The following is a 19,379-nucleotide window of genomic DNA, read 5'->3' on the forward strand; positions in this document are numbered from 1 at the left end:
ATCCTTGTGTTTTTTTGCGTCCATTTTTGCCTCTTAGACCAAACACTAAGAACTCATTGGGGGAACATCCGCGCATGACAAGTGATTCATTGAAAAAAATCGTGTTTGGCAAACCGCTGAAATCCAGCGAACTGGAATCGGAAAAAATGCAGGTCTGGAAGGCGCTGCCGATCCTTTCCTCCGACGCTTTGTCGTCCGTTGCGTACGGGACAGAGCAAATTTTGCTGGAGCTCGCGACGGTCGGAGCTGCGGCGTTTGCCTTTTCGCTGCCGATTGCGATTTCCATCATCGCCCTGATTATGCTGCTGGTGCTGAGCTACCGGCAAGTGATTGAGGCGTACCCGCAAGGCGGCGGCGCGTACATGGTGACCAAGGAGAACCTGGGCATGTCCTGGGGGCGGCTGACCGGCGTCTCGCTGCTGATCGACTATACGCTGACCGTGGCTGTTTCCATTTCGGCGGGGGTACAGGCGATTACGTCGGCATTTCCAGCAGCGGTACCGTATATCGTGCCTTTGGCGCTTATTCTTGTATGGATCATGGTGTGGCTCAACTTGCGCGGTACATCCGAGTCTGGAACGGTGTTTGCGATCCCAACGTACTTTTTTATATTCTGCGTCCTGCTGCTCGTCGGCAAAGGCCTGTTCGACCTGCTGACTGGCAGTATGAACACGCATGCGATTAACTTTGAGCCGAATGCGGCGACAAATTCATTAACGCTGTTTGTTCTGTTAAAAGCGTTCTCCTCCGGCTGCTCGGCCGTAACGGGCATTGAGGCGATCTCGGATGCTGTACCTCATTTTCGCACACCTTCGGTGCGAAATGCAAAACGTACGCTACTCTCGCTCGGTACGCTGCTGGCTATCGTGTTCGGCGGCGTGACCCTGATCAGCTTGGCGTACGGTATCGCGCCTGACCCGAAAGGTCATACGTCGGTGCTGTCCATGGTGACCGAGCAAGCTTTTGGCCGCGGTCTCATGTATTACGCCACACAGATCGCTACGATGTTAATTTTGGTGCTGGCTGCCAATACGAGCTTCAACGGTTTTCCGATTCTGGCGTCCATCATGGCCCAGGACAAAAACTTCCCGAGAATGTTCTCGTTCCGCGGCGACCGCCTGTCGTACAATTACGGCATCATTACACTCGGCGCCTTAGCCAGCTTGCTGCTGATCGGTTTTAAGGGGAGAACGGACGCTTTGATCCCACTGTATGCGATCGGCGTGTTCCTCTCCTTTACCTTGGCGCAAAGCGGGCTCGTGCGCAAATGGTATCGCGAGCGCGTCTCCGGCTGGGTTGGCAAGTTGATCATCAACGGGCTGGGCGGGCTGGTATCGTTAGCGGTGTTAATTATTTTCTGCATGACCAAATTCAGCGAAGGCGCCTGGATCGTCATTGTGGTTACGCCGATTATGCTGCTGATGATTACCAAAATCAGCCGCCATTACGACGACGTCGCCAATCAACTTCGCATCGATCTTGTGCAAGAGCGCGTCTGCACGAAAGAGCCGGTCATTATCGTACCGGTCGCGGGCATTCACCGTGCGGTGGCGCAGACTTTGAACTATGCCAAGTCGCTGTCGCCGAACGTCATCGCGTTCTACGTCTCCTTCTCTGACGAGGATGAGGAAGCGATGCAGGAAAAATGGCAGGTCTGGGACCCCGGCGTCCGGCTTGTTGTTTTCAAATCCCGTTACCGAACAATTCTGAAGCCGTTGGCGGAATTTATCGAGCGGATCGACACGCATGTGTCGGAGAAGCAGTCGATCATGGTTATTTTGCCCCAATTCATTCCAAAAAAATGGTGGCACCGCCTCCTGCACAACCAATCGGCCTCGCGGATTCGTTCCAAGCTGCAAGCCGACAAAGATATTGTCGTGGCGACCGTGCCGTATCATTTGCATCAATAGTTCGTGTACAAAAAGCCGGATTTTCAGCACCGAGAAGGTTGCGAGAAGCTGAAGAAGGAGGAACGGAATGTAGGCAGACCTACATGAGTACCGGACTTCGAAGGTGAACGCAAGATTCGATGCCGAATTCGCTCCTCGATTTGCTTCGTGATCAAAAGACGGCTTTTTGAACTACCTCTAATAGTTCGTGTACAATAGAAGGGACAACTTAATTTTTTGAGGTGAACCCTGCATGGTGAAAAAGAGAGGAAAAGTAACCCCCGCTGCGCCCAGCGTGGAAGATAAACCGGCAACGCTGAAAGACCTGCTGCGGCCTGAGGTTTTGGCTGGCCTGAAAGCGCAGGCGGATGCAATGAAAGCCGACGAGCAAGCGAAGCGGGAGGCTGAGCGCGCACGCGTGGAGGCTGCACGGAAGGCCGAGGAGAAGCGGCTGGAGAACGATTTTGGTCATTTGCTTTCCAAGAGTGACTTGGATTGGCGAAAGCATAAGTAAGGATGGAGGAGGCGCGTGGGTGCGCCTCTTTTGCTTTTTCAGCGGCGCGTGAGTGAATTATCAGCGATCTTCCATGGTCGTATGTGAGACATGGTGTTAACATGAATACTACTTGTCGTGAGAGGAGCTGTCGGGATGGTTCCCAAGCATATCGTGTCTGCCGCAACCATTGTGCGGAATGAGAAGAATGAAATTTTGCTGATTAAGGGGCCTCGGCGTGGCTGGGAAATGCCCGGAGGCCAGGTCGAAGAGGGGGAATCCTTGGCCGCGGCCGCGGTTCGGGAAACGAAAGAAGAATGCGGCCTGGACGTCGAGGTCACGAAATTTTGCGGCATTTTTCAGAATGTGAGCAAGGGCATTTGTAACACGTTATTTCTGGCGAGACCCGTGGGCGGAGAACTGACGACGACAGCGGAGGCGCTGGAGGTGGGCTTTTTCCCGATTGAAGCTGCGCTGGACATGGTGAAGTGGGGAAATTTCCGCCAGCGGATCGCGTACTGTTTGAACGAGGAGCTGCAGCCGTTTTATGTGGAGTTTTGATTTGGTGGAGAAGATAATTCCTGCTCATCCAGCGGCGTGTTAGCTTCCTTAAGAGGGGCCAGCCCCTTCTAATTCACTCAAATCGCCTTAATCTGGCCATTTAACTAGGTCTGGCCCCTCTTAGCCACGTCAAATTTCCGTATCCAGCGACGTTTGAGCCTTCTTAAGAGGGGGTAGCCCTTTCTAATTCGCTCAAATCGCCTTAATCTGGCTATTTAACTAGGTCTGGCCCCACTTAGCTACTTCGATATGCTGCTGAGGCATTCCAGGGAGATCCTAGCCAGATTCAGGAGACTAGCATCCCTGGGGAATTGTCACGTTAATTGCAATGGTGCTCAGACGAGTCCCACACGAAGAGTGGTAAACCGCTCTTATTTCGAAAGCATGTCCTGAAGTCTAACAAATAAGCGTGGTAAACCACGCTTATTCGTGCGCCGAGGTGGGATTTCCAGCCCTTTCAAAAATATAAGCGTGGTTTACCGCTGCTATTTCCGCGTTTTCACATGAAAACGGGAATAAGAGCGGTTGACCACGCTTATTGTAAGGGCTGGGTTGCGCGCCATGGGGTTCGAGCGGCAGAGAGAGCTGTGCACCCACCTGTGCGGGTACTTTAAGTGCTGCGAGTGCCTCATCCTGGCTCGCACAACACCAGCATCGGCGCAATCACTACCGCCGCTTCATCTCAAAAAACTCGCACGACTCGCGATCGTAGTACGTCAACTCGCTGACGCGCGTCTGCACGACGACGGTCGTGTCGCTGAAGCGGAGAACGAGCGCGTTCGAATCGACGATATGATCGTCTTTGAAGACGCGCACGACGGCCTGACGGTCCACGACCTCCTGGAAATCTGCGTCCGTCACCAATCTTTGATTCCTTGCCATGCCGGCGATTCGCCTCCTCGGGATATCGATATCATCTCTCTATTGTACCACAAGAGAGAACCAGAGGCCCCTCGTCCGCGAATAGCTCCCGTTTCCGCCCGCTACCCTCGCCGTCGTCACACGCTCACTTCGCGCTCCCGCGTTCCGGCCATCGCGCCGCCCCGAGCCTCGCGCTCGCCCTCCGGCTGCCGCTTCTTGCGGCGGGTGAGCAGCTTATGCAACCGCCCCGCGCATGACTCCGCGGACTCCATGCCTTCCCAGAACAGCATCATCTCGTTGTTGACCTCCTGCAGGACGCCGAGGTCAGGGAACGTCTCATGCTGGTAAAAAGCATCCTGCAAGCGCCCGCCCGTCATTTGCAGCGCCTCCAGGTCGAGCGAATCCCACATTCGCTCATTGATCGGGTGCAGGACCGACAGGAAGCGGGCTTTGCCCATCTTCGCCTGCACGTCCGGGTTGCACGCCGTCTGCAGGAACTGGGCTGCCAGCTCCCGGTCCGGGCTGCCCGCGTGCACCATCATCGCGTTGGCGATGAGCAGTGTTTGGCCCGTGCCGCCGAACGGCATCGGCGCGAACTTCGGCGCAAACGGCAGCTTGTCGCCGAAGCCGGCGAGCTCGATGGACGTCGTCAGCATCATCGCCACCTGCTCGCTCTGGAACGCGACGCGGTGCATCTGCATATGCGAGAGCAGCGCGCTGCGCTTGCGGTAAATGACATCATGCATGAAGTTCAGCGCATCCAGCAAGGCTTTCTTGTTCGGCTTGTGGAAATCCACGCCGTGCTGCATCGCGATGACGTTCCAACGGTTCAGCGTCGACGGCAGCGAGAAGCCGTAATTGTCAATGATGCCGTCCCCGTTCGTGTCCCTCGTAAGCTGCTCGGCCGTGCGCAGAAATTCCTCTTTGGTCCATCCGTTCCGCGGCGGAGCAATGCCATATTTGGCGAACATCTGCGGATTATAAGCCAGGCAAATATTCGAGAACGTCACCGGCATCGCCTTGACGCCGCCGCCCAGGCGGAAGCCGTCCAGCAGCTTCGGATACATCGCGCCTAATTCCGGCTCTAGAATCCGATCAAGCGTGACAAATTCATCAGCATTCTTCAATTGTTGAAAAATGCCATCGGTTATAATGCACAGATCGGGCTGAATGCCCATCTCGATGCATTTATGAAGCGATTGCCAAAATTGGTCAACCGGGAAGCTCAGCAGCTTGATGTCGACGTCGGGATGCTGCTGCTCGAACGTCTCGCAGATGAACGGCAGGCAGTAGTCGACGAAGTAGGAAGGGGTAATGGTCAGGATGCGCAGCACTTTTCGCTTCGTTTTGCGGACGGTGACATGGGGGGAGACGAAGGTGCCGAGTCCGGCCTTTTTGACGACAAGCCCTTCCTTCTGCAATTGGTCCAGCGACTTGCGCACGGAAGTTCTGCTAAGCTCGTAGTACTTGCTGAGTTCATTCTCCGACATGAGAAACTCGTCTTTCTTGATAAAACCGGAAAGAATCTGCTCACGGAGAATATCGGTTAAGGAGGAATAAATATATTGGTCCTTTTTTCTCGCCATCGTCATCGCCACCTATTTTGCGCAGTTGAATGTATTTTAAACAATATTTGGCAAGAATACAACAAGGAAAAAGCAAGAACTATCAAGCCTTCAGGACGATTTAAAGACAAATTTTAAACATGTATAGCACTTGTATTTTTTAGAGTCTGTCAATTATAATGGGATTGTAAACGGGGGTGACCGAATGAGAACCGTCTCAAATTCCAGAATGAGTCTCATGTTACGAAAAGTATACCGTTACCGATGGTTTTATCTGCTGATGGCGCCGGGGCTGATCTACTTCCTGATATTCCGCTACATCCCCATGGCCGGCTTGCTTGTCGCTTTCAAGGACTACAGTGTCACCAAAGGCATCTGGGACAGTCCCTGGGTCGGCTGGCGCAACTTCCAAACGATTTTTAACTCACCCGATTTTCCTCGCCTCATGGCCAACACGTTGATCATCAGTGTGTACCGACTCGTCTTCAATCTTCTTCCCGATCTGATTCTCGCCTTACTTCTCAATGAAATTCGCGTTCGCTGGTTTAAAAAGCTCGTCCAGACCATTACATACGGTCCTTATTTTCTGTCCTGGGTGATCGTGTACGGCCTCGTATATTCGTTCTTCTCACCGGGCACAGGCCTGGTCACCACGTTTTTTCAAAATATGGGCTGGGGAGAGCTCAATGTTCTCGCTAACTCCGATCTGTTCAGGCCGCTCATCATCGTGACCGATGTATGGCGGAATACAGGCTTCGGTGCCATCTTCTTCCTCGCTGCCCTCGCGACGATTAATCCCGAGCTTTATGAAGCGGCGGTCGTCGACGGGGCGGGCCGGTGGAAACAGATGTGGCACGTGACCTTGCCGGGCATCCGCGAGGTGTTCGTGCTCTTGCTCATCCTGCGACTGGGCAACATCCTCGATGCCGGGTTCGATCAGATCTATATCTTCCTCAATGCGCGGGTCACGAACGTCGGCGATATTCTGGATACGTGGATTTTCCGGCGAATCGTCGAACAGAGCGAGTTCAGCGTGCCTGCGGCGATGGGCGTTTTCAAATCCGTCATCGGCTTTGCGCTTGTCATTATCGCGAACCGGGTGGCGAAGCGTTTTGGAGGCTCGGGGATTTATTAGAAAAGGGGGAGAAGCGCGGTGTCCTACGCTGTACACAAAACCAAATCCGACCGGGTGGCCGATGCGGTCATCTATACGATTTTGACCATCGCCTGCTTGTCGACGCTGTTTCCGCTGTATTTCGTGTTTATTGAGTCGATCACGCCTTATAAAGAGCTGATCCGCAACGGCGGTTTCGTTCTTTTCCCGGAGCAAGTGACGCTGCAGGCGTATAAAGCGATTTTTGGCAGCAAGCTGGTGCCGGATGCACTCAAAGTATCTGTGATCGTCACCGTCATCGGCACGTTCCTAAGCCTGCTCGTTACGACGTGTCTGGCATACCCGCTCTCCAAGAAGGAGGTGCCGGGCGGGCGCGTGATACTCCTGTCCATTGTGTTCACGATGCTGTTCAACGGGGGGATCGTACCGACCTATCTGGTCGTCAAAGGCATGGGCATGATCAATACGATCTGGTCGCTCATTATTCCGACACTTGTCTCGCCCTTCTATATGTTCATTATGCGCACGTATTTTGTTAACTTCCCGGTCGAAGTGGAGGAGTCGGCTCGCGTCGACGGGTGCGGCGATTTGCGGACGCTGTTTCAGATTGTGATTCCGCTCTCGATGCCGATATTCGTGACCATCGGTTTGTTCTACGGGGTCATTCAGTGGAATTCCTACTTCAACGCCATTCTGTATTTGTCGGAGCGTTCCTTGTATCCCATCCAGGTCATTCTGCGCAACATGATCGTGACTTCCAGTGTCAGCCAAGAGCTGAACACGAACCCTTCCGTGATTCAAACGCTGCCGCCGGATACGATCCGCATGGCGACGGTCGTCGTGACGACGCTGCCGCTGCTGGCGATCTATCCGTTTATACAGAAATATTTTATCAAAGGCATGTTGGTGGGTTCCATTAAAGGGTAACGAAGATTTGCCGCAAACCGCGATGAAGGGAGTGATGCCTTCGTATGCAACCATGGAGACTTTCCGAAAAACAGGCGGTAATTTCGGAAAGCTCCCTATGTCAGTCACAACCTCAACCAGATGAAGCTTGCGTATGAAATCAAGAACAAATGGGAGGTCGTTTGCATGCATTTGCCCAAAAAGGTTACCTTCGGCATCATCAGCAGTCTCGTCTTGTTAAGCGGTTGTTCCGATGACTCGTCGCCAAGCTCGTCCCCGTCCTCATCGTCATCTTCACCTCAAGCGTCAGCCGCCGAAACGAAAGCGTCCCCGATGGCGCTGAGTTGGCTCTTCTTCGTGCCGACCAACGATGTGGCGCTGCCATCTCCGGACAAAGATTATATTCGCCAAACGATTGAGCAAAAATTCAACGTCAAGCTGAACATGGAATATGGCGTCCCCGGCGAGGATATGAAGAACAAAATCAATTTGAAGATCGCATCCAACTCCACCCCGGATATGTTCCAGGCCGACGGCGCCCAGACGAATCAAATGATTATCGACAAGGCGGTCGCGGACCTAACCCCTTATGTAAACCCGCAAACGATGCCCAACTACTACAAATGGGTGACCCCCGACATCATTTCCCGCTACCAGGTGCAGAATGTGTTCATGCGGGCGCCTGTCCCTTACGAGAAGCAGCAGTACCAATCGTACTATGTGCGCAAAGACTGGCTGGATAAGCTGGGGCTGAAGGTGCCGACCACGTACGACGAAATGATTAACGTCATGAAAGCTTTTACGTTCAACGACCCTGATGGCAATGGCAAAAACGATACCTACGGCTTCACAACGGTTGGGAACGGCACCACGATTTCGAAGCAATTCCCGGAATGGTACAAAAATGGCCTAGGCGTCGATCTCTGGTACGATCAGGCGCATGGTGAATACGTCGACCCGCAATCCGATATTCGGGCAGGTAAAGTGCTCGATGACATTCGCGCGACGCTGGCGCAGAAGATCGTCGATCCCGACTGGTTCCTGGCGAAGCCGGGCCAAGAACTGGAGAAAGTGGAAGCGGGCAAAGCCGGCATCTTCCAAAGCTTGCTGCGCACAGCGGCCTTCGACAACGTAGCAACGAGCGTGAAGAAGAAGACGATCGATATTTCCGGGGTCAAGACGGCGGATTTCGTGCCGTTTCACATTAGTCCGGATGCCGTGAACTACGAGGCGCTGCCAGGCGTGCCATTCCTCTTTGGCACCAAAACGCCGCCGGAAAAAATTAAGAAAAGCATTGAGATCATGGACTGGTTGGCGAGTCCTGAAGGCTATTTGCTTGCGCATTACGGCAAAGAGGGCGTGAACTACACGCGCAGCGGCAATACGATCACGCTTATCCCGGATGCGATTACGAAAGATAATACGGCGAACGGCAACTTCTTCGACGTATACAGCTCGATCTTCTCCTACGGCGTGCAGGACCCGAGCCCAATCGGTCTCACGATCATAGACCCGCGTGAAACCGACCATGACCGCGCCATTATTGCGAAGCTGAAAACGTACAAATACCCTGTCCTCGGCACGAACGTCGCGCCGCCGCAAGGCTACGACATCGGCGCGTTCCGTACGCAAATGCGCGCTTACATGGTGAAGGTGCTCTTCGAGGAGAAGGACTCCAGCAACTGGCCGAAGTATCGTAAAGAGCTGATGACCACGTATCACGGCAAAGAGATTTTTGACAACTATGCGAAGACGATATCGGACGTGTTCAAGGCGCCGGTTGTCTTTAAGGCAGATAATCCTTAATGGCGTTAAGTAGGCAGGCGTGAAGGGAAATGGCAGGATGCTCGCTGTCCGCGCCTCTCAGATGGGGGCGCGGGGCGTGCACGCGTGGTAATAAGCGAGAAGCGAGGGATCGGCATGGAATACGATAAGCTGGCCATTCTCGGGGGCACCAGGATCAAGGAGACGGCCTTTGGAACCGGCAGCAGGTTTGGCGAGGAAGAAGTGAAGGAACTGGTCGAAGCGCTGAATCAGAATACGCTGTTCTATCATTTTGGCGGGAAAGTGAAGCAGTTTCTGGACAAATTCAATGAGATTTATGGCGTTAAGTATAGTGTCGCCACCTCTTCCGGGACCGCTGCGATTCATGTTGCGCTCTGCGCAGCCGGCATCAGCGTCGGCGATGAAGTGATTACGAGCCCGATCACGGATGCGGGGACAGTCATCGGCATTTTGTATCAAAATGCGATTCCGATCTTCGCTGACCTGGATCCGCATACGTACAATATGACCGCTGCATCGGTGAAGTCGCGGATTACGCCGAGGACGAAAGCGATCGTCGTCGTCCATCTGGCCGGCAATCCGGCGGATATGGACGGGATTATGGAAGTCGCGCGCGAGCATGGGCTCAAAGTCATCGAAGATTGCGCCCAGAGCTACATGGCGACGTACAAAGGGCGGCTCGTCGGCACGATCGGCGATTACGGCTGCTTTAGCACAAACGACTTCAAGCACATTTCAACCGGCGACGGGGGGATGGTGACGGTCAATTCTGCATCCGAGGCGGATTATCAGCGAACGCATGCGTTTGCTGATAAGAACTACAGCCGCTTCGGCAGTCAGCTCCATCGAGAGCCGCACCTGCTGGCGCCGAACTATCGAATGACGGAGCTGCAGGGCGCCGTCGGCATTGCGCAGCTGTCGAAGCTTGCGTCGATTTGCGATGCGCGGGGTCGGCATGGGGACAGCTTGACGGCTGCTGTGAGCGGCATCCCGGGCGTGGAGCCGCACCAGGTAACGGCGGGCGGCCGGTGCACGTACTGGTTTTACATGCTGACGCTCGACCCTGCCGTGCTGTCTTGCACACGAGACGAGTTCGCGCAGGCGCTGGAGGCGGAAGGCATTCTCTGCTCGGCGGGCTATATTCCGCAGCCGGTCTATTTGCAGCCGCTTTTTCAGAGGCGGGAGGCGTATGTGGGGAGTCATTTCCCGTTTGACATCACGGGGATTACGTATGACGAAGGGCTGTGCCCAGCGGCGGAGCATATTTTGAAGCAGGCGGTTAAGCTGCCGATCAGCGAGTTTTTTACGGATCAGGATATAGCGGACATGGCGGCCGGCATTCGCAAGGTGGCTGCACACTACAGCAAGTCGGGCTCAAGGGTCGTATAACCGGCAGACGGATGGAGGAAGGGACATGAAGATAGCCAAGGTTGGCGTGCTCGTGGAGCGCGAGGCAGCTGAGCGCAAATGGACATATGGACTGAATGTATTCGAAAAATATATAGAAGAAATTTTCGCGCACGCTGGGGTTCCATATGCCGTTGTTGATGGGCTGGATGCGGCGGTGTTAGAGACGTTTGATATGGTCATTGCGGCGTGTGTGACCGAAAATAGCCGGACGGCCGATCGTTTGTGGTCGTATGCGGAGCAAGGCGGCACTGTTATCGCCTATGGCGGCGTCAATAGCCTGGCGGCTCGTCTGGGTTATATCCAGACGGGCGAGGCGGGTGTCGGGTATGCGGAGCTGGTGCCGACGCGAGAAGGTCAGCCGGCGGCGCTGCGGTACTTGTCCGCCGTGCCGTGGGTGCCGGCCGGCGTCAGCGATCCGGCAGCGGTGACGGCCGCATGTGCGGCGTCAGGCGCTCTCCGGCAGGGCTGCCCGGACGGGGCTGAGCTTGGCCCGGCGCTGCAAGCGTTTACGATCGGGCAGGGGAGCCTCCGGCGGTGGGCGGTCAACATTCCGCTGACGATCGTGCAGATGCAGCAGGGCACCGGGCCGGTGCTGGACGACGGTGTTCCGGCGGCGGACGGCAGCGCGAACGTCAATGAGGATATTTTGAAAGCGGATGACCGCATTGCGCTGGATTGGCAGATCGACCGTGTGGAAACGGAGACGGGCATTCCCTTTTTCCCGTGGCCGTATGCGGATTATTGGCGGGAAGCGCTTATTCGGCACGTGGTGCAGTGCGCACTCGACACAGGGCTGACCCTGCCGTTCACCGGCTATTGGCCGGAGGGCGTGGAGCGCGTAGCGATGATTTCGCATGACAGTGACGGCAATCAGGATTCGCATGCGCTGACGGCGTTGAAGCTGCTGGAGGAATGCGGGCTTCAGACGACATGGTGCATGCTGGAGCCCGGCTACAGCGCCGACGTGTATGCGCAGGCGAAGCAGGCGGGGCATGAATTGGCTTTCCATTATAATGCGCTGGAGAAGGACGGCGGCGCTTGGGGCGAAGCGGCGTTCGCCCGGCAGTTCGGCTGGCTGAAGCAGGCGATCGGCGCTGAGCGGGTTGCGACGAACAAAAACCATTACACCCGTGTGGAAGGGTGGGGCGAGCTGTTTCGGTGGCTGGAGAGGAGCGGTATTCAGAGCGACCAGACACGAGGGCCGAGTAAGAAGGGGAATGTCGGCTTTCTTTTCGGAACATGTCATCCGTACTTCCCGATCGCGCTCTTTGATGAGCAGAACCGCTTGTATGACGTGGTGGAGATCGGCTTTTTGACGCAAGATCTGGATTTGGGGCACTTGGCGGACCGGACGGTGATTCGGCCGTTTCTGGAACAGGTGCGAGAGGTGGATGGCGTGGCGCATTTCCTTTTTCATCAGGTGCATATTCACACGAGGGAGGAAGTTCGGGATGTGATTCGGCTTCTGGTTGCGGAGGCTCGCGGGATGGGCTTTACGTTCTGGTTGTCGAAAGAGATCCAGGACTGGACGAGGGCGAGAAGAGGCGTGCGCATTACAGCGTGTGAGGATGACGGCACCGTGTGGGTGGAGGCGGCGGAAGCTGTGGAGGGGCTTGTTGCGTGGGTGCCGTTAACGGGGACCGAGGCGTACGCGCCGGAGCAGGGGCATGAGGTCAAGTTCGGCGTCCCTTGCCGCAAAGTTGTGGTAAGTTCGAAGGTAGAAATTTCCGGGAGAAAAGGGTGAGCTTATGGCGAAATCAACTTTAGCTTTGGAGGGCGGCGCTCCGGTGCGGACGGAACCGTTTCCGGCTTGGCCGGTTTTTGGGGAGTTGGAGGAGCAGTTGATTCTGGAAGTCGTGCGGTCGGGCAAATGGGGCGGCACAGGCGCGGTTCATTCGCCGGAATATACGGCAAAGCTCCCGGAGATGGAACGCCGGTTTTCGGAGCTGCATGAGGCAGCCTATGCGATCAGCTGCGTTAACGGCACCGTGGCCATTACGGTTGCGCTGCAAGCGGCGGGAGTTCGGCCGGGGGACGAGGTGATCGTACCTCCGTACACCTTTATCGCTTCGGCTGCGGCTGCGCTTGCGTACGGCGCGATTCCGGTGTTCGTCGACGTCGAAGAAGATACGCTGCTGCTCGATCCGGAGAAAATTGAAGCGGCTGTTACGCCGAGAACCAAGGCGATTATTGCCGTGCACCTTGCAGGTGCATCGGCCAATATGAGCCGCATCCGGGAGGTGGCTGCTGCACATAAGCTGCGCGTCATCGAAGATGCGGCGCAAGCGGTCGGCGCTCGATGGGAGGGGCGCAGCGTCGGGGCGATCGGCGACCTTGGCACGTTCAGCCTGCAGTCGAGCAAAAACCTCAACAGCGGCGAGGGCGGCATCATCCTCACGAACAATGAAGAGCTGGCGGACATCGCCTGGTCGCTGTGCAATGTCGGCCGGTCACGCAGGGGCGGGTGGTACCAGCACGACCGCATTGGTCAAAACTACCGGATGACCGAGTTCCAGGCGGCGATCGTGCTCGCGCAGATGACACGGTTGGAAGCACAGATGCAGCGCCGGGAAGCGAATGCGGCGCTGTTGACCGGGCTGCTGAGCGCTATTGAGGGCATTCGGGCGATGAGGGTAGATCCGCGGGTCACGCGCCATGCGCAGCACCTATACATGTTCCGATTAGCGCCGGAAGTTACGGATCGTATCGACAAAGGGGAGTTCATTCGCCGGGTGAATGCGGAAGGGATTCCGGTCAGCGCCGGGTATGTGCCGTTGAACCGTAACGACGCCATTGTGAAGGCGACGCAGGATTTGACGGGCGAGATGCGGACGTATGCCTGTCCGATCAGTGAGCGGGCGAGCGAACGTGAAGTCGTCTGGCTCGCGCAGAACGTGCTGCTGGCCGACGAGCAGGCGATGCATGACGTTGCGGCGGCAGTGCGCAAGGTCATAGCATCGTTTACGTAAGGAGGCTGCCGCTATGGGGAATGGACGAGGGCTTCTTCGGCTAGGCGTGGCGAAAGTGGACATTACCCCGGCGAGCCCCGTCCCGCTCGCAGGCTTTGCCGTGCGCAGCGGGCTGGGGGCGTATGAGGGGATTTCCGAGCAGCTGTATGCTCGTATCTTTGTGTGGGATGGCGATTCTTCCTGCGCTCCTCCCTGCAACGATGGCACGGTCGTAGGGGGTGAAAGTAGCGATGATGAGGCGTGTGGCAGAGGCGGTGAGAGTGGCAAGGGTGGAGCGTGTGACAGAGGTGGTGAGAGCGGCAAGGATGGGGCATGTGGCAGAGGCGGTGAGAGTGGCGAGTATGGGACAGGTGATAGTGGCGGTGAGAGCAGCGATGATGAGAACGGCGGGGTCGGCTCAGCAGGTCAGCTCGCGCTGCTCGTCTCCGCCGACTTGCTCTGGTGGGGTAGCGACCGCGTTCCGGCGCTAAAGCGGCGCATCCGCGAGCGCTTCGGCATAACCGAAGACGCGATCCTGCTGCACGGCACGCACACGCACTCCGGTCCGCAAACGAGTGGACGGTTTACGTCGTACCTCGGCGTCATGGACGCCGAGTATGTCTACGCGCTGGAGCAGCGCGTGCTGGACGGCATCGCTGAGGCGTGCCGGCAGCTCGAGCCTGTCCGCGTGGAGCAGGCCAGCGGCCAGTCGCCGCTCGGCATCAACCGGCGCGGCATCGTGCAGACGCCGCCGGATCCGGGGCCGGTCGATCACGAGCTGCGCGTGATCCGATTCGTACGCGAAGACGGCAGCGCCAAAGGGCTGCTCGTCCACTACGCCTGCCATCCCGTCATTACCCGGGATAATCGGGTTTCCGCCGAGTACGTCGGCGTGGCGATGGGCAGCGTAGAGCAAGCGGTGGGCGGCGGGGCTGTCGCCGCTTTCCTCCAGGGCACGTGCGGCGACATTAACCCCGGCGACGGCACACAGGTCTTGCGGGGCGATCACGCTGCCGTCACCGCCGTAGGCGAAGCCTTCGCCGAGTGCGTGCTGGCTGCGTTGGCGGGGCCGATGCAGGAGTCGGCGGCTTGCCCGCTTACTTGGCGCAAGGTAAGCGTCGAGCTTCCGCTCGCGCCGATGCCGGAGCGGGCGGCGCTGGAAGTTACGGCGCTGGCTCAGGGTGTGCTCGGCGAATGGAGCGCCATCATGCTGGAGTGCTACGAGGCGCTGTCACCTGTGATTCCGCTGGAGATCACGTTGCTGCAGCTGGCCGACGGCGCAGTGCTGCTCGGCATGAACGCCGAGATCGTCGTAGCGTACGGGCTGTGGATCAAGTCGATCACAGGCGGTGCCGTGCTGCCAATGGGCTACACGAACGGGATGTTCGGCTACATCCCGACGGCACAGCAGCTTCTTGAGGGCGGCTATGAGACGCACGAATCGACGCTGTATTTTGCGATGCCGGCCAGCTTCGACCCTGCTGTGGAGCAGGTGATGAAAGCGGGGCTGCGGGAGTTGTTGGGGTAGGCTAGCTGTAAGGCAGCAAGACATTGAGTGTCCAATTGGAACGAACATAGCCGTGTTTCGCGCAAGAGGGGCGGAGTACGGTTATTTTGTGGTGAATACAGGTCGAACCGACTGCCTCTTACTCCATCGACTGCCCTCCTATTAACTCACACGAACTACCCCCTAAACTCCACCAACTGTGCCCTCCTCATCCCCTCGACTGTACCTCTCCCCTCTCTAAAGATGCAAAAAGGCAGGAAATATTCGGTTTTATGCCTGTTCTGGATAAATACCTGCAAAAATGCATCCTTTCTCCCCCGTTTTCCCGAAAAAAGACAGGTTTATAACGAAAGCCTGCCTATTTGCAGGTTTTCCTTAAAGTATACAATAATTCATAAAAATTCCTGCGTTTTCGCAGGCTTTTCGGTGGTGGTAGGCTGCGGCTAGCTAACTAGAGTGTATCCACCATGACTATCCTTCACGTCATTAAATATTTTTGACAACGCTGCCATTCCGGCACCTCACGGGACGAACGCCCGCGCCCATTCTCGCATACGATGTAGCAACAAATTGCTGCTTGGCTGAGAGGATGCGTGATGCAGGATGGACATTCAGCTTCTGCCGATTCATTGGGTCTATCTGGTGTTTATTGGCTTCATTCTGGCCCTGCTGATCAAGCGTCGGGATACGACGATGATCTGTGTGGTCGGGATTTTTGCGTTGGGCTTGCTGGCGACGGAAACGTTAAGCGGGTCGGTATCAGGGGTGTTCAACAGCTTTATTTATGCGACAAAAGAACTCATGGGCACGATCATGATTATCTCCATCATCGTCGCGATGAGCCGGGTGCTCATTCGTACCGGTATTAACGAAACGATGGTCGCGCCGCTGACCAAGTTCCTAAGAACGCCGGCGCTCGCGTTCTGGGGCATCGGGATCATCATGATGGTGACTTCGTGGTTTTTCTGGCCGTCACCGGGCGTTGCACTGATCGGGGCGGTGCTCTTGCCGGTCGCCGTACGTGTGGGCCTGCCTGCGCTGGGCGCAGCGATGGCGATGAACTTGTTCGGCCATGGGATCGCGCTCTCGGGCGACTATATTATTCAAGGCGCGCCGAAGCTGACCGCGGACGCAGCCGGCCTGCCGGTCGCATCCGTGATGGAAGCGAGCGTGCCGCTCGTCATCGTGATGGGCGTCGTCACGACGGTCACGGCGTTCTGGCTAATGCGCCGAGATCTCAAAAGAGGCACGTTCCGCAGCGGGCTCGTGGACAAAAGCATGGAAGAGCCCGGAGGACTGCTCTCCAGCGAGCCTGATACCAGACTGCACATGGCGCCTGGTCTCAAAAGACTTCTCGCGATTCTCATTCCGATTCTCTTCGCGCTCGATGTGGTCGCCATGTTCGTGCTGAACCTGCAAGGCGGCGACGCAACGGCGCTCGTCGGCGGCACCGCCGTGTTCATCCTCATTACTGTGACCCTGCTGTCGCACCGCAATGAGGGCATCGAAAAAATCACAGCCTACCTCATTGAAGGCTTCGTCTTCGGCTTCAAAGTGTTCGGGCCGGTCATCCCGATCGCGGCCTTCTTCTATCTCGGTGACTCGGCGTTCACCGATCTGTTCGGCAAAGTGCTGCCGGAAGGCTCGCACGGCATCGTCAACGACCTCGGCGTCGCGCTGGCCGGCGTCGTGCCGCTGAACGGCGCGGTCGGCGCCGTAACGCTCTCCGTCGTCGGCGCGATCACAGGCCTCGACGGCTCCGGCTTCTCCGGCATCTCCCTCGCGGGCTCGGTCGCGCAGCTGTTCGCGACCGCCATCGGTTCCGGCGCACCGGTGCTCACGGCGCTCGGTCAAGTGTCCGCCATCTGGGTCGGCGGCGGCACGCTCATCCCATGGGCGCTCATTCCGGCAGCGGCCATCTGCGGCGTGAGTCCGTTCGAGCTGGCGAGACGGAATCTCGTGCCTGTGCTGCTCGGCCTGTCGGTGACGACGGTCGTGGCGATGTTTTTGGTGTAAGTGAGCTGTGCGCCCAGCACGGCACATAGCAGCTAAGCCCTCGCGGAAGCGGGGGCTTTTTGCTGATCGAACGTGTGCGAACGGTTTTCGTGCAGCGGTTGCTTTTCCGCGGGACTCGCAGTAAGCTAACCATACAGCCAACTACCTATGGCGTGTCTGAAAACCCGCTCAGGGGCATCTTTCACCACCTTTTCGCCCAAATATAAGCATTTATAGGTTTCACTTGCAAAGTCGGCTTATATTTTTGATAAACGCACTCGTCCCGTAGGGGACGGCGTAAGCCGTTTATTATACCTGCGGCGTCACTTTCGCTTGACGTACCCCTGGTACGCCTTCACAAAAGTTCCTTGCATGGAACGAAAATTCGGCAAAATCTGCGGCCCTCGGAGCATTCAGACTCGCCCTAATGGAGATGAGAGAGATGGAAGTCAAGTTTTGCATGAACTGCGGGGCAGAAATGGAAACGCGCGACATCGATGGCACGCTGCGCCGGGCCTGTACGGTATGCAGCTTTGTGCACTGGGGCAATTACAGCATCGGTGTCGGCGCTTTGGTCATGAATGAAGGCAAAATCCTGCTCGTCAGACGAGCGCAAGAGCCGGGCAAAGGACGTTGGACAAACCCTGGCGGTTACATCGAGCAGCATGAGCTTATTTCGGATACGATTGAGCGCGAAGTAATGGAGGAAGCCAGCGTGGAAGCGAAAGTAGCGCGCCTCGTCGCCGTACGGGATTTGCCGCGAAGCATTCACAATGTCTATATTGCATTCGAGATGGAATACATTGGAGGCACGCCTCAGCCGGATGGGGTCGAGGTGGACGCAGCGGGCTTTTACTCGCTCGAGGAGATGGCGTCGATGCCAGTGGCCGATTTTACGAAATGGCTGATCGATGTGGCTCTGAACTCGGAAGGGGAAGGTCTGCTGGCAGATAAAGAGCCCATTGTCAAAATGGAAGGCTACGGCTTGTTCCGCACTCCGGCAGAGCCTCAAAGGTAAAAAACGAGAACAGACCTAATCCGCAGAAGGCCGGCATGCGCCGGCTGCTGAAGTGGATGAGGTCTGTTTTTGGTGTGTGCGCGAATAGAATGTACAAGATTACGTCGAAAGGGAGGATTGCGATGCCGATTCAATTGCGCGGCCATCACTTACTCTGTCTGCTTGGCTATAGAGGTATGGGCTATTCGGAAGCCTTTTGCGAAAATATGACGGTGGTCTACGAACAACTGCGCGAGGAGCCGGAGACGATGATCCGCCTCGTGCTGGGGCCGGACGATCTGTGCGCGTTTCATCCCACAGAGGGCGAACAGCACTGCGAGAACCGCACGGTGTACACGCGCGATGCGGAGATCGCCGCCATTGTCGGCATGGAGATCGGCATGGAGCGGAGCTGGGACGACATCTGCACAAAGGTTGCGGAGCGGATTAACCCCTCCGACATCAGTCACTTGTGCGCGACCTGCCGCTGGCAGCCGTACGGCGTCTGTGCCGAAGGCGTGCGCATCATTGGCGAAGGCGGCGCATTGCCGCCTGTTGCCAAACGCTGAGCCGTACGCCATCCAGCACACTGCCCTTCGCCAAACGCTTCACGCTAGCCAGCACGCTGCCCTACGCCAAACGCCCTACGCCAGCACACCCACATCTGCACTGATGTCCAGCTTCTCCTGGGCCGAGCCCAAGAGACTGGACACCATCAACAGATCGTCGACCGGGCGGAGCAGCGAGCGCAGCTGGCGGCTGTCTTTTTGCTCCGGCGCGAGCCAGGCTTCGGCTTGCTCGCTGTCCAGAATCGCCGGCATGCTGCGCTGATACGGAAGGACGACGTCGTTTGCTTCCGTCATCAGCATCATGCAGGTGCGCAGCTCTTCCTCACCCGACGGGGCGCGCCACACGTCGTACAAGCCGGCGATGGCGAAGGTGCCGCTGCGCATTTTAACCCGGATCCATGTCGTGTCTTTGCCTTCGGGAACGCCGATATAGAAGCCGCTGCACGGAATAAGGCACCGCTGTTTGCGCACAATGCGCTCGAACGTCGGGTTGCTGAAGATGGAATCCCGCTCTCCGCACACCGCCTCCCTGGCCCAGAAAGGCATCAGCCCCCAACGGAACTCATCCAAAATTCGTTCACCTTTACGGCTGACCATGACAGCGGAAACCGATTCAGTAGGCTTCACCTCGTAACGGGTGGAATTATACGACAGCAGCCGGTCTACGCGAAACTGCTTCATGACATCCTGCACATCAGCCAAAATGGCGATGGAATGACACATACGAATCACCTCAATTGCAAATTTTGGTTAGTATGTGCCAGAATTTTCTTTTTCAC

General features: G+C 56.7%; 16 protein-coding genes. 13 read left to right on the forward strand and 3 right to left on the reverse strand.

Features of this window, described 5'->3' with window-relative positions; genetic code table 11:
* Window positions 1–74 precede the first annotated feature (74 nt).
* From ABE504_RS00070 to ABE504_RS00080, 3 genes are all read left to right on the forward strand, one after another.
* Window positions 75–1,910, forward strand: a complete 1,836-nt coding sequence (locus ABE504_RS00070; protein ID WP_430082728.1) for an APC family permease — start codon at window positions 75–77, stop codon at window positions 1,908–1,910.
* A gap of 232 nt (window positions 1,911–2,142) precedes the next feature.
* Window positions 2,143–2,403: a YqkE family protein gene (locus tag ABE504_RS00075; protein WP_430082731.1), complete on the forward strand. Its 261-nt coding sequence runs from the start codon at window positions 2,143–2,145 to the stop codon at window positions 2,401–2,403.
* 135 nt (window positions 2,404–2,538) lie between these two features.
* On the forward strand, window positions 2,539–2,943 hold the full coding sequence (locus tag ABE504_RS00080; RefSeq protein ID WP_430082734.1) for an NUDIX hydrolase: 405 nt from the start codon (window positions 2,539–2,541) through the stop codon (window positions 2,941–2,943).
* 666 nt (window positions 2,944–3,609) lie between these two features.
* On the opposite strand, the gene ABE504_RS00085 is transcribed toward ABE504_RS00080, so the two are convergent.
* Both ABE504_RS00085 and ABE504_RS00090 read right to left on the reverse strand, forming a co-directional pair.
* Window positions 3,610–3,825, reverse strand: a complete 216-nt coding sequence (locus tag ABE504_RS00085; RefSeq protein WP_430082737.1) for a hypothetical protein — start codon at window positions 3,823–3,825, stop codon at window positions 3,610–3,612.
* 116 nt (window positions 3,826–3,941) lie between these two features.
* Window positions 3,942–5,390 (reverse strand): extracellular solute-binding protein, encoded by a 1,449-nt coding sequence (locus ABE504_RS00090; RefSeq protein ID WP_430082740.1) that lies wholly within the window; start codon window positions 5,388–5,390, stop codon window positions 3,942–3,944.
* Between the two features lie 217 nt (window positions 5,391–5,607).
* Between ABE504_RS00090 and ABE504_RS00095 the strand changes: the two genes are divergently transcribed.
* The 10 genes from ABE504_RS00095 to ABE504_RS00140 all read left to right on the forward strand — a co-directional run bounded on the left by ABE504_RS00095 (window position 5,608) and on the right by ABE504_RS00140 (window position 18,600).
* Window positions 5,608–6,504, forward strand: coding sequence for an ABC transporter permease (locus ABE504_RS00095; RefSeq protein WP_430082743.1), 897 nt, complete (start codon window positions 5,608–5,610; stop codon window positions 6,502–6,504).
* Window positions 6,505–6,522: 18 nt separating this feature from the next.
* Window positions 6,523–7,410, forward strand: coding sequence for a carbohydrate ABC transporter permease (locus ABE504_RS00100; protein ID WP_430082746.1), 888 nt, complete (start codon window positions 6,523–6,525; stop codon window positions 7,408–7,410).
* A 165-nt stretch (window positions 7,411–7,575) separates the two neighbouring features.
* Window positions 7,576–9,195, forward strand: coding sequence for a hypothetical protein (locus tag ABE504_RS00105; RefSeq protein WP_430082749.1), 1,620 nt, complete (start codon window positions 7,576–7,578; stop codon window positions 9,193–9,195).
* An 84-nt stretch (window positions 9,196–9,279) separates the two neighbouring features.
* Window positions 9,280–10,563 (forward strand): DegT/DnrJ/EryC1/StrS family aminotransferase, encoded by a 1,284-nt coding sequence (locus ABE504_RS00110; protein WP_430082751.1) that lies wholly within the window; start codon window positions 9,280–9,282, stop codon window positions 10,561–10,563.
* A 25-nt stretch (window positions 10,564–10,588) separates the two neighbouring features.
* The gene (locus ABE504_RS00115; protein WP_430082754.1) at window positions 10,589–12,328 is read left to right on the forward strand and encodes a hypothetical protein; all 1,740 of its coding nucleotides are present in this window, start codon (window positions 10,589–10,591) and stop codon (window positions 12,326–12,328) included.
* Between the two features lie 4 nt (window positions 12,329–12,332).
* Entirely contained in the window at window positions 12,333–13,553 is a 1,221-nt protein-coding gene (locus ABE504_RS00120) for a DegT/DnrJ/EryC1/StrS family aminotransferase (protein ID WP_430082757.1), read from the forward strand.
* 13 nt (window positions 13,554–13,566) lie between these two features.
* Window positions 13,567–15,060, forward strand: a complete 1,494-nt coding sequence (locus ABE504_RS00125; RefSeq protein ID WP_430082760.1) for a hypothetical protein — start codon at window positions 13,567–13,569, stop codon at window positions 15,058–15,060.
* A 582-nt stretch (window positions 15,061–15,642) separates the two neighbouring features.
* Window positions 15,643–17,055, forward strand: coding sequence for a hypothetical protein (locus tag ABE504_RS00130; RefSeq protein WP_430082763.1), 1,413 nt, complete (start codon window positions 15,643–15,645; stop codon window positions 17,053–17,055).
* 421 nt (window positions 17,056–17,476) lie between these two features.
* Window positions 17,477–18,052, forward strand: coding sequence for an NUDIX domain-containing protein (locus tag ABE504_RS00135; protein ID WP_430082766.1), 576 nt, complete (start codon window positions 17,477–17,479; stop codon window positions 18,050–18,052).
* An 89-nt stretch (window positions 18,053–18,141) separates the two neighbouring features.
* Window positions 18,142–18,600: a DUF1284 domain-containing protein gene (locus ABE504_RS00140; RefSeq protein WP_430082769.1), complete on the forward strand. Its 459-nt coding sequence runs from the start codon at window positions 18,142–18,144 to the stop codon at window positions 18,598–18,600.
* Between the two features lie 75 nt (window positions 18,601–18,675).
* Here ABE504_RS00140 and ABE504_RS00145 read toward each other — a convergent pair whose 3' ends face one another.
* Window positions 18,676–19,323, reverse strand: coding sequence for an SOS response-associated peptidase (locus tag ABE504_RS00145; RefSeq protein WP_430082771.1), 648 nt, complete (start codon window positions 19,321–19,323; stop codon window positions 18,676–18,678).
* Window positions 19,324–19,379 lie beyond the last annotated feature (56 nt).

Origin of the sequence: Paenibacillus oryzisoli (assembly GCF_050467285.1) — a bacterium.
GTDB lineage: Bacteria > Bacillota > Bacilli > Paenibacillales > NBRC-103111 > Paenibacillus_E > Paenibacillus_E oryzisoli_A.